General features: G+C 37.1%; 22 protein-coding genes. 7 read left to right on the top strand and 15 right to left on the bottom strand.

Features of this window, described 5'->3' with window-relative positions; all coding sequences use genetic code 11:
* Positions 1-85: 85 nt before the first annotated feature.
* The 3 genes from ACQ76T_RS11740 to ACQ76T_RS11730 are packed head-to-tail and all read left to right on the top strand — an operon-like array spanning position 86 to position 2306.
* A complete protein-coding gene (locus ACQ76T_RS11740; RefSeq protein ID WP_431343478.1) occupies positions 86-652 on the top strand; it encodes a Crp/Fnr family transcriptional regulator in 567 nt (188 codons plus the stop codon).
* Between the two features lie 53 nt (positions 653-705).
* Positions 706-1731 (top strand): saccharopine dehydrogenase, encoded by a 1026-nt coding sequence (locus ACQ76T_RS11735; protein WP_431343477.1) that lies wholly within the window; start codon positions 706-708, stop codon positions 1729-1731.
* On the top strand, positions 1728-2306 hold the full coding sequence (locus ACQ76T_RS11730) for an NAD(P)H-dependent oxidoreductase (protein WP_431343476.1): 579 nt from the start codon (positions 1728-1730) through the stop codon (positions 2304-2306). Before ACQ76T_RS11735 ends, ACQ76T_RS11730 begins: the two co-directional genes overlap by 4 nt.
* A 59-nt stretch (positions 2307-2365) precedes the next feature.
* On the opposite strand, the gene ACQ76T_RS11725 is transcribed toward ACQ76T_RS11730, so the two are convergent.
* The 3 genes from ACQ76T_RS11725 to ACQ76T_RS11715 form a co-directional block, all read right to left on the bottom strand.
* Positions 2366-3088: a siderophore-interacting protein gene (locus tag ACQ76T_RS11725; RefSeq protein ID WP_431343475.1), complete on the bottom strand. Its 723-nt coding sequence runs from the start codon at positions 3086-3088 to the stop codon at positions 2366-2368.
* An 88-nt stretch (positions 3089-3176) separates the two neighbouring features.
* On the bottom strand, positions 3177-4043 hold the full coding sequence (locus ACQ76T_RS11720; RefSeq protein ID WP_431343474.1) for a helix-turn-helix domain-containing protein: 867 nt from the start codon (positions 4041-4043) through the stop codon (positions 3177-3179).
* Between the two features lie 104 nt (positions 4044-4147).
* Positions 4148-5686 (bottom strand): T9SS type A sorting domain-containing protein, encoded by a 1539-nt coding sequence (locus ACQ76T_RS11715; RefSeq protein ID WP_431343473.1) that lies wholly within the window; start codon positions 5684-5686, stop codon positions 4148-4150.
* A 714-nt stretch (positions 5687-6400) separates the two neighbouring features.
* On the opposite strand from ACQ76T_RS11715, the gene ACQ76T_RS11710 reads away from it, so the two are divergent.
* The 4 genes from ACQ76T_RS11710 to ACQ76T_RS11695 all read left to right on the top strand — a co-directional run bounded on the left by ACQ76T_RS11710 (position 6401) and on the right by ACQ76T_RS11695 (position 9146).
* Positions 6401-7111 (top strand): hypothetical protein, encoded by a 711-nt coding sequence (locus tag ACQ76T_RS11710; protein WP_431343472.1) that lies wholly within the window; start codon positions 6401-6403, stop codon positions 7109-7111.
* On the top strand, positions 7098-7742 hold the full coding sequence (locus ACQ76T_RS11705; RefSeq protein ID WP_431343471.1) for a hypothetical protein: 645 nt from the start codon (positions 7098-7100) through the stop codon (positions 7740-7742). The genes ACQ76T_RS11710 and ACQ76T_RS11705 overlap by 14 nt, the downstream gene beginning before the upstream one ends.
* 113 nt (positions 7743-7855) lie before the next feature.
* Positions 7856-8461 carry a sensor histidine kinase gene (locus tag ACQ76T_RS11700; protein ID WP_431343470.1) on the top strand — a complete coding sequence of 202 codons (606 nt, stop codon included), beginning with the start codon at positions 7856-7858 and terminating at the stop codon, positions 8459-8461.
* A gap of 7 nt (positions 8462-8468) precedes the next feature.
* Positions 8469-9146, top strand: coding sequence for a response regulator transcription factor (locus tag ACQ76T_RS11695; protein WP_431343469.1), 678 nt, complete (start codon positions 8469-8471; stop codon positions 9144-9146).
* A gap of 67 nt (positions 9147-9213) precedes the next feature.
* Here the strand turns inward: ACQ76T_RS11695 and ACQ76T_RS11690 are convergent, their stop codons facing one another.
* From ACQ76T_RS11690 to ACQ76T_RS11635, 12 genes are all read right to left on the bottom strand, one after another.
* Positions 9214-9492, bottom strand: coding sequence for a RebB family R body protein (locus ACQ76T_RS11690; RefSeq protein WP_431343468.1), 279 nt, complete (start codon positions 9490-9492; stop codon positions 9214-9216).
* Positions 9493-9575: 83 nt separating this feature from the next.
* Complete coding sequence (locus ACQ76T_RS11685; protein WP_431343467.1) at positions 9576-9854, bottom strand: RebB family R body protein; 279 nt, start codon at positions 9852-9854, stop codon at positions 9576-9578.
* An 84-nt stretch (positions 9855-9938) separates the two neighbouring features.
* Positions 9939-10217, bottom strand: a complete 279-nt coding sequence (locus tag ACQ76T_RS11680; RefSeq protein ID WP_431343466.1) for a RebB family R body protein — start codon at positions 10215-10217, stop codon at positions 9939-9941.
* Positions 10218-10301: 84 nt separating this feature from the next.
* Positions 10302-10580: a RebB family R body protein gene (locus tag ACQ76T_RS11675; RefSeq protein WP_431343465.1), complete on the bottom strand. Its 279-nt coding sequence runs from the start codon at positions 10578-10580 to the stop codon at positions 10302-10304.
* A gap of 80 nt (positions 10581-10660) precedes the next feature.
* On the bottom strand, positions 10661-10921 hold the full coding sequence (locus tag ACQ76T_RS11670; protein WP_431343464.1) for a RebB family R body protein: 261 nt from the start codon (positions 10919-10921) through the stop codon (positions 10661-10663).
* 69 nt (positions 10922-10990) lie between these two features.
* Positions 10991-11251: a RebB family R body protein gene (locus tag ACQ76T_RS11665; RefSeq protein ID WP_431343463.1), complete on the bottom strand. Its 261-nt coding sequence runs from the start codon at positions 11249-11251 to the stop codon at positions 10991-10993.
* Positions 11252-11745: 494 nt separating this feature from the next.
* Positions 11746-11973, bottom strand: a complete 228-nt coding sequence (locus tag ACQ76T_RS11660) for a RebB family R body protein (RefSeq protein WP_431343462.1) — start codon at positions 11971-11973, stop codon at positions 11746-11748.
* Between the two features lie 23 nt (positions 11974-11996).
* On the bottom strand, positions 11997-12365 hold the full coding sequence (locus ACQ76T_RS11655) for a hypothetical protein (protein WP_431343461.1): 369 nt from the start codon (positions 12363-12365) through the stop codon (positions 11997-11999).
* Positions 12366-12383: 18 nt separating this feature from the next.
* Positions 12384-13214, bottom strand: a complete 831-nt coding sequence (locus tag ACQ76T_RS11650; RefSeq protein WP_431343460.1) for a hypothetical protein — start codon at positions 13212-13214, stop codon at positions 12384-12386.
* Positions 13211-13399 carry a hypothetical protein gene (locus tag ACQ76T_RS11645; RefSeq protein WP_431343459.1) on the bottom strand — a complete coding sequence of 63 codons (189 nt, stop codon included), beginning with the start codon at positions 13397-13399 and terminating at the stop codon, positions 13211-13213. The genes ACQ76T_RS11650 and ACQ76T_RS11645 overlap by 4 nt, the downstream gene beginning before the upstream one ends.
* Positions 13400-13440: 41 nt before the next feature.
* Positions 13441-13959, bottom strand: coding sequence for a hypothetical protein (locus ACQ76T_RS11640; protein ID WP_431343458.1), 519 nt, complete (start codon positions 13957-13959; stop codon positions 13441-13443).
* A 15-nt stretch (positions 13960-13974) separates the two neighbouring features.
* Positions 13975-14190, bottom strand: a complete 216-nt coding sequence (locus tag ACQ76T_RS11635; protein ID WP_027381237.1) for a RebB family R body protein — start codon at positions 14188-14190, stop codon at positions 13975-13977.
* Positions 14191-14241: the final 51 nt, after the last annotated feature.

Genomic DNA, 14241 nt, shown 5'->3' with positions numbered 1-14241 from the left:
TATAACTTAGTAAATTCAAAGCGGTAATCATCTCGTCCAGAGATGATTTTTTTTTATTTATTTTCGCTGCATGTAATTCGATTTCATGGAACACGACTATTTTAGAAGCTTTAACCTTTTTTCAGAAGACGAAATTGAAGCTTTTCTACAACTATTTGAACTTAGAAAAATAAATAAAAATGATTATTTCATACAGGAAGGCGAACGGTGTAAAGAAGTTGCCTTTATAAAATCGGGAATCTTCCGTTCCTTTTATATTTCTGATAAAGGAAAAGATATGACGTATTGTTTTAGATTCCCCAATCAAATGATTGCTGCCTACTCTTCGTTTATTTCAGGATCTCCCAGTAAAGAAAATATGCAGGCCATTCATGATGCTGAACTCATGATTCTTCGAAAGGAAGCCGTAGATCAGCTGACTCAGGACAGCCTAAACTGGACCCGTTTCTTAAAGATGATTGCAGAACAGGAATATCTTGAGCTGGAAACCCGATTCTTCCAGCTTCAGAGAGACAGTGCCGCTCAGAGATATAATACTCTTTTGAAGAATTATCCCGATTATATCCGTAATATTCCATTACAATACTTGGCTTCTTATTTAGGAATTACCCAAAGACATCTCAGCAGAATCAGGAAAGAAATTACTTTTTAGACATTTGTCCTGCCCTCAGGATTTGTAGCTCTATACTTTTGTAAAAAAAATATATGAAACACAATATTCTGATTATTGGCGGAAACGGTTTGGTAGGGAGAACAATTTCCCGCATTTTACAAGCCAGAAATCCTCATATTTCGGTTTTTATCGGCGGAAGAAAAGGAGGAAAAACAGATAACGATTTAAAAATTGATGTCACCGATCCTGATACTTTTAAAGCCATTACCGATAGAAAAATACACCTTATTATTCTTTCTGTTAATGATAGAGAAGATCATATTCTTCGTTTTGCTATTAAACACAAAATCGACTATCTTGATATCACAAAACCCACTCCAGCATTGGTAAAAGCATATACAATTGCCGAAAAAGCAGAAATTAACAGCCGGGTTGTTTTCAGCTCTGGATGGATGGGAGGTATTGTGCCGGGACTGGTGAATGCCATTTCAAACGATGGGGCACATATTAAAGAAACAGGCCTTTTTGTATATTATTCTGTAAAAGATTTAGCAGGGGAGAGTTCTGCGCATTTTATGGCAGAAAATGTGGCTGTTCCTTTTCACCGTTATCAAAATGACCAACCGGTTTCCATCAGGCATTTCTTAAATACAGAAACTTTTGATTTTTCCTTTGGAATAGGAAAGAGACAGGCTTACAACTTTGATGTTCCGGATCTTTATATTCTCAATCAAATTGAGAGGATCCCGAATGTAGGTGTAAAAATGACGTATAACTCAAAGTTTATTACCTGGCTGCTGGGGAGTTTTCAGTATTTGAGGATTTTCAGTATTTTATCATTAAAAGAGAGAAAAATGATTTTTGGTTCCAGTGGAAATGGAGATCAGTCTGTTTTTGAAATCGTAGTAAAAGATCAGTCGGGATCTAAAAAACTCAGTCTGCAGAGTACCAAAGGTCAGGCGGAACTTACCGCTTTATCGGCAGTGATACACGCAGAAGAATTAATGAGAAATCCTCATGAAAACAAAGTTTATTTCAGCCACCAGCTGCATGAACCACTCTCTTTAATGGCGCAGTTGAATGCCTACGAAACGATCAATATTAAAGTGACACCATGAAAAAAATAGCAATCATTAATGGACATCCTCATAAAGAATCTTTCAACTTTGGGATTGCAGAAGCTTATAAAAAGGGAGCTTTAGAATCGGGAGCAGAAATCAGGGAAATTGTTATGGCAGATCTTACCTTCAACCCTAATCTTGAATTTGGATATCAAAAAATAATGGAACTGGAACCTGACCTGATCAACGCCCAGAAAGTCATTCAGTGGGCAGATCATCTCGTTTGGGTACATCCTGTATGGTGGGGAGGGCTACCTGCCATAACCAAAGGTTTTGTCGATCGTCTTTTTTTGCCTGGTTTCGCTTATAAATACAGAAAAGATTCATTGTGGTGGGACAAGCTTTTGAAAGGAAAAACGGCGCATATCATTACCACTTTAGATCAGCCAGGATGGTATTACCGCCTTATGTATGGAAGACCAAGTGTTAATCAGTTGAAAAAATCGATCCTGGAATTTTGCGGAATAAAACCTGTAAAGGTAACTTATATCGGAATCATTAAAACTTCTGATGAAAAACAGAGGAATAAATGGCTGGAAAAAGTGAGAAAACTTGGACAGAGACAGAAATAGAGATAGGAAGTAGGAGGGAGGATCAAATGGTTTCCTTCCTCTGTATTCCTATCTTTATTCTATAATCCTCTTTTCCCCTCAATCCAGTACGCCTGTGATTTTATGCATTTCGGAGAAACACCTCTTGCTTTCAGAAATTTTCTGAAGAGAGACATCCGTTCACCATTCCCTGTAAGATAGAAAACTGCTTCATCGTTATGAATGGCTTCATTTTCTTCATTCAGGAAATCGTTTAAGGCTTCTATCATTCTCATAGTATTGTTTTTAGGACTGTGATAGCCATATAAATTTAAAGTTTCCAGAGCAAGAATCTCCTCCAGTTCATGAAGACATATAAAAGTACCCTGATTCTGGTCTACAGCTTCCTTGATGGAAAGAGAACTCCCCAGAGACGTTTCATCTCCGATAGAAAAGTGAATTTTTGCCTGTTGCTCATAGAAACGTTTTCCCCTTGGCAGTAATACCTTTACTGTACTTCCAACCGATAACTGAGCGATAAAATTACTTCCCGCAGCTGCCGTATCATGAAGGTGAAACAGTACATCAAAAGTTCCTGCTTTTTTATTAAAATTAAAAGGAGAATAATTACGGAAATCACGGTCGTTAACCCTTATTCCTATAGCATATGCCGGTTCGTATAGGGCATCCGACAAATCTGCAGCAAAACGGATGCGGCGTAGATCGTGGGTAATATTTTCTATAGAGGTAACGGTACAGTCTTTGAATTTTGAAGACCAGACATTTTCAACCGTGTCATTGATCCATTTTGGTAAACTTGGCATAAATAATTTTATTGCAAAGGAAGCTTCAAAATTGAAATAGTGCCATAGCGGTATCGGGGAATTTGTTGGACTATTCGTGGATTGTATTCTATTTTTTATTTTGCATTCGAAATTCCGAAGGGGATTTATTTTCAAGCTTTGAAAACAAACGCGTAAAATAAGTATGATCACTATACCCCAGCTCATAAGCGATTTCTTTTACCGTAAGGTTTGTAAAGGCTAGCAATCGCTTGGCTTCTATTAATATTTCCTGATGAATCCAATGTTGTGCAGGCTTTCCTGTTATTTCCCGAATAACCTCCGTAAGGTAACCTCTTGTGATATTTAAAGTTTCTGCATATTCTGATGGACTTTTCAGGGTTCTGAAATGTTTTCTTACCGAGATTCTGAATGCTCTTGACAATTGGAAAGAACGGCTTTCATAGCGAGTCTGGGAGATGTTTTTCTGAGAATATACCAGGGCAAACATTCCTAGAAAAGCATGGAGTAATGACTGAATGACCAAAAAGCCTTCTTTAGAAGCCAGCATTTCATCTGTATAGGCATCATGAAGCATACTGGCTGCAGTGCAGATTTTTTCAACCCAGTTTTTATCAATGCTCAACGGATATATTTCTTCCAGAGATTCTTCAAAAACAGAACGTACAGCATCAGGAACTAGATCAGATTTTACAGCAACAAACCAGCCATTGACATCCTTCATTAAAAATCCCTGATGTACCTGTCCGGGCAGTACGCAGAAAATTGTAGAATCCTGCGCTTCTATATTGTTGAAGTCTACCATCATTTTGACGTGGCCGCTTTCCATACAGGTAAAAATATAGTGACTGTCACGATGTATTCCTTTATCCAGAAGAATATCTTCTTTATCTGCCGTACGCAGATCCATTCTCTTAACGTGAAAACGATACTTGGAAATATCACTTAGATCATAGGTAGGAATTGTATGCTTCATCTTTTTTGAAACTGGTTTTACAAAGCTACAATATTATGTGAAATATGCTTTAATGGTTTTAATTCTGAACAAAAAAATCTCCGGTGAATACCGGAGATTTTAAATTATTCTTTGATAACCTTTTGTGAGGTTTGCTTTCCTGCCTGCCTGATATTTAAGAAATATACCCCCTTAGTCAGATCTGAAAAATCAACCTGGGTAGTATTTCGGAAAACCTGATCTTTAATGAGAAGCTTACCACTTGCATCTGTGAGGTTAAAACTTGTTTCATGATGATTATTCATCATAATAGTCCCATGAGATTGTACCGGATTTGGATAAAATCTAATCGGGCTGGGGTGATAAGTCTCTTGTGTAGCCAACGTTGAGGAACTAAAATTGACACGGGAAGTTGCAATATAAGCACCATATTCAGCTCGACTGGAGACAACACAGTAATTATCTTTTAAAGTAACTTTTGAAGGACCTCCATAGACACTGTTTATGCCAAAAAATCCAGCCAAAGGAACCCCGTTATTGGGAATGTTACCCCCAAAACTGCTATCAAGCTGACCATTACTTTTTAAATTAATAAAAGCGTCCTGTTTTCCTCCTGAACTGGCGGTACTTACATAATAAATACCTATCAGAATATCTCCGTTTGGACGGGTGTTGATACTCTTGAAATTAATACTAATCCAAGGGTAGTTAATATTTTTTATCCCATTGTTTCCAAAGGAAGTATCAATAGTTCCGTTTTGAAGGTATCTTGTAACATTTAATTCAGTTATTGATCCGCTTACAGTCCTGGAATAAGCCGTGATGATCTTACCATCGGGCTGAATGTGAGTATTAGTGCCTACAAAACCAATATGGGCATTGTTAGGATAAGTATTATCTATAGCTCCTGAAACAAGATCCATTCTCTTCAGAATTGAGGTAGATGTATTGCCCTGATAACCTGTACCAAGGAAATATAAGTAAGGACCGGTTAATATAAGCTCTGAAGCAAATGAAGAATTATAAGTACTGCCATAATCAACATCATATTCTCCCTGATTAAACATAGTTGTTATAGGATTTCCCAATTCGTCGAAACATCCGATCACAGATTTACCTGCATTCTGAGGAGAGGTATAAGAATGGGCAATAAAATATTTTTCATTACTCTTAACCATATAGGCAAAACCACTATGACTTGAATATTTTGAAGGATCAGTAAAAATCTTTTTGAAACCACCTACACCAAAACTCTGATCCAATGTTCCGTCAGGTAAAATAGAAATAAGACTTGGACTAAGACCATCACGTGAACCCACACACAGAAGTACTTTACCACTGTCTGTTACTTCAAATGTCCGTAGAGGTATTGAAGAAGTGGTAGGATGCCCTATAGCCTGAGCTACATTCAAGACGCCGTTGGTTCCGAAGTTGAGATCTCTGTATCCATTGGGCAGATACTTTTCAAGATACATCGTCTCCTGGGTAAAACGGTCAGGGGTGGTATCATACAGCATATAAACATTTCCGTTGCTGTCTACTTTATTTCCAAAGCAGGAAGCATAATATCCCTGATTGATGAAAGTACCGTTGGTCCATTGTTTGGTCTGTGTATAGCCCTGAACGAATATTAAAAGGGTCAAAAAAGAAATAAGATTTTTCATTAAAATGGTTATTGTATGTTTTTTTATTGAATGTCCGGTGTAAAGATGAAAATATACCATGTCAGAAATAAACAGGAAATGATTAGAGATCCTTACTGTATTTAAACAGATCTTCCGGACGAAATTTTCGGATGCAAAAATAATGAAATATTAGCTTAAAATAGTCTCTTTTAGAAATAATACCCATGAAGTGAAATGTGATCTACTTCAAAAATGTTTTTGCTTTTGGGTTTAATGGCTTGATAGGCTAAATATAAAAGGTAAACTATACCTGCTGTTTTAAGTACTGTATACGCAAATGGGCACTGTCCGCAAGACAGCTGTAAGTCAAAAAGAAACCATAATGATTTGAAACATTAAACCACAGATAACAGCAGTTAATGAGATAAGTTCTGATTTCTTTCCTTGAGTGATCGATTTTGAGATTAAATAAATCATATTGGGACCCGGGCTTATAGCCAGTATAAAGGCCGCCACTATAAAAAATGGGAGATCTTGAAATGGAATCATAAGTCAGTATGTTTTACACCAGATTTTTCAGAACAAAGATATGTGCTCTTTCTGATCTGATTTTATAAAAAAAGAAAAGAATAATTAATTTTATTCAAATACACTTTATTTTACACTCAAATGTGATTTAAAAATAAATATAACTCCATTTTTTTTGTAAATTTCAACACATAAAATAATTATCATTCACAAATATTTATAACCATGACAACGGAAAACATCTTTGAGGCTCTCAGAAACTGGAAAAATCTTATCGATCCCTATACTATCGAAAATGGGGCGAATGGAGCAGAAATTTTGAATTACTTAAATCAGGGAACTCATTTCAGTGTTTCAGGAAAGGAGATTGCGCAATGGGCAACACATCTTGAAAAGGAAGAGCTGAAAAGAATTCATGCTTACATAGGTATTCATGAGAAACAGCTGAAATTTTTTCTGATTGATTCTAAAAGTGATAAAGATGCTGATTTCAGCAATATTATCATTAAGGATTTTTTACGTGATTTTACAGAATCAAAGATGGAAAGCAACAATGAGATTGTAGTAAATCTTCCTCCCATTACCGCCGAATCTGCTATTAACCGTAATTTCAGATGGAATATGTTCGGAACAGCCTGGCTGCAGTCTCAGAAAGAAGCGGATTTTTTCCAGTTGATCTCAATTCCTTTTTCAGATTACGAAAGAATGGGAATAGCAGATGAGCAGACCTGCACCAGCTTTTTTGGACTTACCGATGATCTGGAAAAGAAAAACTCAGAATTTCCTTATCATATAGAGATTATTACCGTAAAAAGCCTTGCTGTTGATCATATGAGCGAAACTGCGGAAAATTATTCTACTCCAAGACCTCCGTTTACCGTTGATACTCTCAGTGATTATCAACTTTTGAAGCAAAGCAGTAGTGTTTTCGTATAATTATCTGTCCCTGTATCTGCAAATTATTATTAATCTGGTCTTACTGGCAGGATTGTTTGTATTGGTAAAAGAAGGGGTAAAAACCAAACTTCCTGTGATTATACTTCTGTCTGGAGAATTGGTCCTTGAGCTGACGGACCTGATTGACCGGATGCTGAAGTTTAATACCCTCAATACCTATAATTATGCGTTGAGTCAGTTTTTTGGTTTAATGATTCTTACAGTGATCTATAACCATTATTATATTCAGCTTTCCCGTGAAGTAAGATGGATTATTTATTGTTATGCAGGATTGGTTTTGGTGGGAAATATGATGCCTGTACAAAATGATCTGCTGGTTACTTTTTATTCCAATATTATCACCAGTATCATTATCTGCAGCTATGCGGCTTCTTATTTTATGAAGATCATCAGAGAAGGACGTGCAGAAAAGAATATGTTCATTGTTAATGTCATTGTTTTTTTATTTTTTTCTGTCGAATGTCTTATCTCCACAGCTTTTCATTTTTTAATCAGTAACCACCTGAATTGGGTAGCGCCCATCTGGCTTTTTAGAGGCGTTCTGTTATTGTCTTTTTATATTGCTTTTATTAATCTGGGATGTGGCGTTGGGAGAATCAGGATCAGATAGTTATATGGATATGGATCGGTATTGGACTATTCTTTTTAACAACGTTATTAATTACATTATTGGTTATTAACTATTTGAAAAGTATAAAAAGAAACAAGAAAAAAGTTTCTCAGATGGTTCGTAATACTCAAAAAGAATACAGAGAGAATATATTGCTTCTGCAGGAACAGGACAGGGAGCGTCTGGCTGAAGAACTTCATGATAATATTATTTCACAGCTGAACCTTATCCGCTTGAATCTTCATGATAAAAAACCAGAGGAACTCAACCGGGATTTAAAAAGATCCATGCAGCTCATTCGTGAGCTGTCACACAATCTTACTCCACCAGATCTTAATGAGATTGATCTCACAGATTTACTTGCAGACTATCTTGAACAGGTCAATAAAAATGTAGAAGTGATTTTCCGTTCTATTACGATAGGAATGCCTATCAGTAATCCGGTAAAATTAAATCTTTTCAGAATTGTTCAGGAGCTCATTACCAATATTCTGAAACACGCTGAAGCAACCAGGATTGACGTATCATTGAGAATATCTCTGAATTATCTTATGCTGACTATCGAAGACAATGGAAGAGGTTTTATCATAGAAAATCGGTCAGGAGGTATTGGATTGAGGAATATTCAGTCACGGGCACAGAAAATCAAAGCCATTTATAAACTTAAAACACAGCCTGAGAAAGGGACTAAATTTATAGCCTGTATGGAAATACAATAAAATAAACATGGAACATTCAAAAATTAAGATCGGCATTGTAGATGATGATCTGCTGTTTGTACAGCTTTTAAAAAATTATATCGAAAACAACGGGAATTATCAGGTGGTGCATACATCCACCGGTGGTCATCAGTTTCTTAATGAAGAAGCAGGATCTCCGGATATTCTGATCCTCGATTTAAGGATGGCGAACGGAGATGGTATTGAAGTGATGACAGCTTTGTCAAAAAAAGAGAGCGACACGAAAATTATAGTGCTTTCCAGTTTCTACAGGCGTTCTTTCATGGGGCAGATGCTCAAAATGGGAGCTCATGCCTTTTTATCTAAAGAAATTGAGCTGGAAGAGCTGCTAACTGTTATCAATACCGTTTACAATACAGGACATTATTTTTCCAATGAACAGATTGATGTCATGCGAAACCAGTTTTCCAATAAACTTCCTGAGTTTCATGCTTTTTCAAAAAATGAACTGACGGACAGAGAAGTTGATGTTTTGCGATTGGTGTGTCAACAGCTCAGCACAAAAGAAATTGCAGATTCATTGTTCATATCTCCCAAGACGGTAGAAACTCATAAAACCAATCTCATGATTAAAACAGGAGTGAAGAATATGGCGGGATTGGTTATCTATGCTGTACAGAATACCATCATTGATGCCAACGAAATAGTACTGTTTGATAAATAATCATAAAGAATCAGGGAGTACACTGATGTACTCCCTGATCACAAGAAATCTAAAAAATACACTATAATTAAGGATTTAATACTTTAGCAATAGAAACTGCATCTGCAATGGTATCCAGACTGTAGATCTGTATTACACCCTGCGTAGTGGCCGCCTGACCTAAAATGTTTTGCTGGTTTTGGGCCGTTACTGCATTCTCAAACATAATACCTGTAGAATGTGCCGCAGATTGATATACGTTGCTTAAAGCCATTGCAGGAGATTCTGCTACTACTTTTACGTTAGACTGCGTTACTGCGTCTGTGATTTGTTCGTTTACTGTTGTTCCAGTTTTTTCGTTAGCCATAATAATGATTGTTTATTGGGGTTAAAAACAACCGGATTTTCCGGTTGTTCAGATAATGATGTTCTGCTTATTGCAAAAATGAATTATGGATTAAGGATCTTAGCCATTGATACTGCATCTGCAATAGTATCCAGACTGTAGATCTGAGAAATTCCCTGAGTGGTAGCTGCCTGAGTAACTATATTCTGTTGGTTCTGAGAATTCACCGCATTTTCAAACATGATTCCTGTAGAATGCGCAGCGGTTTGATACACGTTGCTTAATGCCATTGCAGGAGATTCTGCTACCACTTTTACGTTAGACTGCGTTACTGCGTCTGTGATTTGTTCGTTTACTGTTGTTCCAGCTTTTTCGTTAGCCATGATGATTATTGTTTATTTGGATTTAAAAACAGCCGGATTTTCCGGCTGTTCGGATAATGCTGTTCTGCGTATTGCGAAAATGAATTACGGATTAAGGATCTTAGCCATTGACACCGCATCTGCAATGGTATCCAGGCTGTAGATCTGAGAAATTCCCTGTGTTGTTGCAGCCTGCGTAAGAATATTCTGTTGATTTTGTGCATTCACTGCATTTTCAAACATGATTCCTGTAGAATGCGCAGCGGTTTGATACACGTTACTTAAAGCTACAGCAGGAGATTCTGCTACTACTTTTACGTTAGACTGCGTTACTGCATCTGTGATTTGTTCGTTTACTGTTGTTCCAGCTTTTTCGTTAGCCATAATGATTATTGTTTATTTGGATTTAAAAACAACCGGATTTTCCGGCTGTTCGGATAATGCTGTTCTGCTTATCGCAAAAATGAATTACGGATTAAGGACTTTAGCAATAGATACCGCATCTGCAATGGTATCCAGGCTGTAGATCTGAGATACCCCTTGTGTAGTCGCAGCCTGCGTAAGAATATTCTGTTGATTTTGTGCATTCACTGCATTTTCAAACATAATTCCTGTAGAATGCGCAGCGGTTTGATACACGTTACTTAAAGCTACAGCAGGAGATTCTGCTACTACTTTTACGTTAGACTGTGTTACTGCATCTGTGATTTGTTCGTTTACTGTTGTTCCAGCTTTTTCGTTAGCCATAATGATTATTGTTTATTTGAGTTTAAAAACAGCCGGATTTTCCGGTTGTTGAAATGAGATTCTGCTTATTGCAAAAAAGATTAAGGGGTAAGGATTCTGGCAATAGAGATTGCATCTGCAATGGTATCTTTGCTGTAAATCTGAGTAACACCCTGTGTTGTCGCAGCCTGGGTTAAGATATTATGCTGATTTTGAGCATTGATAGCATTTTCAAACATAATTCCTGTAGAATGCGCAGCGGTTTGATACACGTTACTTAAAGCTACAGCAGGAGATTCTGCTACTACTTTTACGTTAGACTGTGTTACTGCATCGGTGATTTGTCCGTTTACTGGTGGCATAATGATTATTGTTTATGGGTTAAAAACAACCGGAGTTTCCGGTTGAGAGAATAAGTTTTATCAAAAAGATTAAGGTCTTAGGATTTTAGCAATCGAAACCGCATCAGCTACCGTATCCAGACTGTAGATCTGCAGAATTCCCTGAGTGGTTGCTGCCTGACCTAAAATATTCTGTTGGTTCTGATTGGTTACCGCATTTTCAAACATAATACCGGTAGAATGTGCTGCAGATTGATAGACATTGCTTAAAGCCATTGCAGGAGATTCTCCTATTACTTTTACGTTGGACTGCGTTACTGCGTCTGTGATTTGTTCATTGACTGTTGCCATAGTTGTAATTGTTTTTTTTTGAGATGTGATCTCGGTTAATAATTATTGAGGTAAACTAGTTTGTATTATATTTTTAAACCCACAACAGATTCCACAGATGAAATAGATTTCAAAAGCATTGATATAGACTGGTAATGGATGATTAGATCTAAAGGGTGATTCTTATTACAATGGTTGGAACCCTTATCTGTACAATCTGTGCAGGTTTAAAGCATATCTTTTTAAGTTCAACAAACAAAAGAATGATGTTGAAAAGAGGATGCGGCTGTCATTTTTAATATCTGTCTTAAAAATGAATTCCTGTAATATATCTGCTGGCAATATAGGATTCCTTTGGGCGGAAAATGTATTCTGAATGATTGCTTTTGAGTATTGACAGCATGGGAAGGCGATGCAAAAAAAATAAACGTTGACCTGACTGTATATATGGATAGCATCGGACCTTACTTTTACAGGAAACTAAAACCGCATCCGTAAATATTGAATAATAGGGATTAAAATCTTCCTTTTTTAAACATTCCCAATTCTCTGTATTTCAGTTTTCCGGAACTCATTTTTTTCATTCCTATGACATAATTGGTCATTGCCATCATTGAGTCCCTTTGCTGATTTAATACGGAGTTGATCTGCATTAATCCTGTAGAATGTGCACTTACCTGGGTAGAAATAGCCTGTGGCACAGCAGTAGACATTCCTGTGATTATTGTATTGATTTCGTTCATAATAACTATTGGTGTTTGATAATTTATGGACGGATATTACCAAATCTTGCATTCAGCTTATTCATCCTGTCAACGATTTTGATTTCCTTCTGTCTTAACTTTGCTGTTGAAGCTTCCTGAAGTTTTTTCAATTGCTCTTCATAATTCATAGAAGGAACTTCAGCCGGAGTTGTTGCTGCCGGAACAGGAGCCGCTTCTTGCTGTTTAACGGCTTCTTCCAGTTTTTCCAATAAAGGAGCCAGTGATTTCATGGTCTCTTTAATTGCTTTTTCTTTGATATAATTCACAATTTGATCTTCATGCCTTAGAACAAAAGGCATAATCTCTTCCTGAATCATTTCAGGTTCTGTCACCGCATTGGGTGGTTGCTTTACAGGAGTTTTTCTGTTCATAAGTGTTGTCTTTTATAATTATATTAAATAACTGATGAATGCTGACGCAGCTCTCCAGTCCCGGTTGAGATCTTTAACGACATTATATCCTACAGCTTCCAGAGCAACACAGGCTGAGATAGTACTGGCAGAGAGCATTTCTTTTAATTGCCCATTAGGAAGGGTTAAGATATAGTCATCCGGAATTACACGAAGATTGGGATGATTGGCCGGTGGCTCATTCTCAATAATGCTTAAAATTTCCTGAAAATAATGAGCAATCAGTTTAGACACCTGAAACTCTAATTCCCTTTTTAATTCTACCATTTCATCCTGAGTAATCAGGTCGGAAATTGCTGCAACATCTACATCGTGCACAGCGTACAATGCCTCTCCTGTATCTGATGGTATAATGGTGAGATCTGTTTTTAGGGTCCATTTTGATTTTTCCAGGTTCACTGTAAGAAACTTTGAATCATGATCAGGAGAAGCAACATCACTTAAAGTGGCGAGGGGTAAAATTCTCACATTGCAATAGAATACTTTGGGATCATCAAGTTTAATCATGATGATGACAATTCCGGTGGCTCTGTCTTTGGGTTCCACTACAAAGCATTGATAATTCGTATACCTCTTACCATTTTTACCAATACAGTTGCACATTCTTATTGAAGGCTGTATATTGATATCAGAGGTTTGAAGATTAAATACAAAACGGTCCTTATTATGTTCACTCCTTTTAGGTTCTGTACTTTTCGTGTCCAGGTAAAGGGTATCTGTGCTTTTCGTAAGGAAAAGACCTTCATTAAGTTCATTTAGACTGCGCAGATTTAAAATCTTGGCGGGTTTGGTTACTGAGGAATAATTCATGTCTTATTGTTTTTGAGTTTGTTAATGAGTTGAGTTATTATTGTTTTTTTCTCTGGATGCTCTTCAGATTTTTCTGAAGTAATTACTGCTTCTTTAATTTCTGGTTTGATAAGTGGCTGTGTCAGTTTTACTGACTTCAATACCAATTTCCCCTCATAATTAGCCGTGATAAAGTTTTTTCTCATATTTTCTTTCTCTAATGAGGCTTCTTCCTGACCCGGATCTGCTATTCGTTTTTTTTTTCGCTCTCCTCAGTTCCGTTAGAAATTTCAGTATAAGAAGTGGGAGAAGAATGGGTTTTAGCAGAAACAGGAAGCGTGTTGACATTATAAATAGTATTGGAAACTTTAGCTTTTACCTCCGCATAATCACTTACCATTTTAAATAAGTCTTTCATCATTTCATTTCCTTTTCCTGCATCTTGGCCCTGAAACAGTTCCGTTGGGTGGGTAGATGCCTCTTTACTGCCTGGCGCCGGCCCGAAGGTGGTTCCATAGGTCAGTAAATTATTAGCAAGTCTGCTCAATGCGATAAGGCCTACCTGTTCAAATCCTTTTAAAAAAGACTGTAAATCCTGAACCATCATTCCTGTAGACTGTTCAATCATTACTTTCGTTACTCCGGTCATCGGAGAACCTTGAGGTGGTGCCAATACCTCACTGTTCACAAATACTACAGCTTTTTCCGCCGGAGTGGTGGCTTCTGCTGCCTGTGGCTGTGGGGTTTCACTGTTAAGTTCATTCATGATGGTAAGGTTTTATTATCCTTTTAAAATTTTAATGGCGTCAGCAACAATGGCTGGGTTGAGCTGATTGAGGTTCTGCTGATTGGTTACCGAATTCTGAATGGAAATTCCACTGGCGTGGGTGGCCATCTGGTAAAGCATACTCATAGCCTGTGCAGGAGATTCACCGAGCACGGTAACATTGGTCTGCGTTACTGCATCTGTCGTCTGGTTGTTTACGGTTTCTGCCATATTTTGGGTTTAATTGGTTATTACTTTTTTAATTTTTGTCTTTTTTTAAGA

The sequence above is a fragment of the Chryseobacterium sp. JK1 genome, assembly GCF_050632815.1.
Taxonomy (GTDB): domain Bacteria; phylum Bacteroidota; class Bacteroidia; order Flavobacteriales; family Weeksellaceae; genus Chryseobacterium.
Note: the sequence above shows the minus strand (reverse complement) of the source record. Positions and strands in the feature narration are given on the sequence as shown.

Excerpts from the sequence above, each read along its gene's own strand:
- ACQ76T_RS11710 (WP_431343472.1), top strand. The coding sequence starts at position 6,401 with ATGACAACGGAAAACATCTTTGAGGCTCTCAGAAACTGGAAAAATCTT.
- ACQ76T_RS11655 (WP_431343461.1), bottom strand. The coding sequence starts at position 12,365 with ATGAACAGAAAAACTCCTGTAAAGCAACCACCCAATGCGGTGACAGAA.
- ACQ76T_RS11690 (WP_431343468.1), bottom strand. The coding sequence starts at position 9,492 with ATGGCTAACGAAAAAACTGGAACAACAGTAAACGAACAAATCACAGAC.
- ACQ76T_RS11680 (WP_431343466.1), bottom strand. The coding sequence starts at position 10,217 with ATGGCTAACGAAAAAGCTGGAACAACAGTAAACGAACAAATCACAGAT.
- ACQ76T_RS11660 (WP_431343462.1), bottom strand. The coding sequence starts at position 11,973 with ATGAACGAAATCAATACAATAATCACAGGAATGTCTACTGCTGTGCCA.
- ACQ76T_RS11720 (WP_431343474.1), bottom strand. The coding sequence starts at position 4,043 with ATGAAGCATACAATTCCTACCTATGATCTAAGTGATATTTCCAAGTAT.
- ACQ76T_RS11665 (WP_431343463.1), bottom strand. The coding sequence starts at position 11,251 with ATGGCAACAGTCAATGAACAAATCACAGACGCAGTAACGCAGTCCAAC.
- ACQ76T_RS11650 (WP_431343460.1), bottom strand. The coding sequence starts at position 13,214 with ATGAATTATTCCTCAGTAACCAAACCCGCCAAGATTTTAAATCTGCGC.
- ACQ76T_RS11635 (WP_027381237.1), bottom strand. The coding sequence starts at position 14,190 with ATGGCAGAAACCGTAAACAACCAGACGACAGATGCAGTAACGCAGACC.
- ACQ76T_RS11670 (WP_431343464.1), bottom strand. The coding sequence starts at position 10,921 with ATGCCACCAGTAAACGGACAAATCACCGATGCAGTAACACAGTCTAAC.
- ACQ76T_RS11725 (WP_431343475.1), bottom strand. The coding sequence starts at position 3,088 with ATGCCAAGTTTACCAAAATGGATCAATGACACGGTTGAAAATGTCTGG.
- ACQ76T_RS11735 (WP_431343477.1), top strand. The coding sequence starts at position 706 with ATGAAACACAATATTCTGATTATTGGCGGAAACGGTTTGGTAGGGAGA.
- ACQ76T_RS11685 (WP_431343467.1), bottom strand. The coding sequence starts at position 9,854 with ATGGCTAACGAAAAAGCTGGAACAACAGTAAACGAACAAATCACAGAC.
- ACQ76T_RS11645 (WP_431343459.1), bottom strand. The coding sequence starts at position 13,399 with ATGAGAAAAAACTTTATCACGGCTAATTATGAGGGGAAATTGGTATTG.
- ACQ76T_RS11740 (WP_431343478.1), top strand. The coding sequence starts at position 86 with ATGGAACACGACTATTTTAGAAGCTTTAACCTTTTTTCAGAAGACGAA.
- ACQ76T_RS11730 (WP_431343476.1), top strand. The coding sequence starts at position 1,728 with ATGAAAAAAATAGCAATCATTAATGGACATCCTCATAAAGAATCTTTC.
- ACQ76T_RS11695 (WP_431343469.1), top strand. The coding sequence starts at position 8,469 with ATGGAACATTCAAAAATTAAGATCGGCATTGTAGATGATGATCTGCTG.
- ACQ76T_RS11640 (WP_431343458.1), bottom strand. The coding sequence starts at position 13,959 with ATGAATGAACTTAACAGTGAAACCCCACAGCCACAGGCAGCAGAAGCC.
- ACQ76T_RS11715 (WP_431343473.1), bottom strand. The coding sequence starts at position 5,686 with ATGAAAAATCTTATTTCTTTTTTGACCCTTTTAATATTCGTTCAGGGC.
- ACQ76T_RS11675 (WP_431343465.1), bottom strand. The coding sequence starts at position 10,580 with ATGGCTAACGAAAAAGCTGGAACAACAGTAAACGAACAAATCACAGAT.
- ACQ76T_RS11700 (WP_431343470.1), top strand. The coding sequence starts at position 7,856 with ATGGTTCGTAATACTCAAAAAGAATACAGAGAGAATATATTGCTTCTG.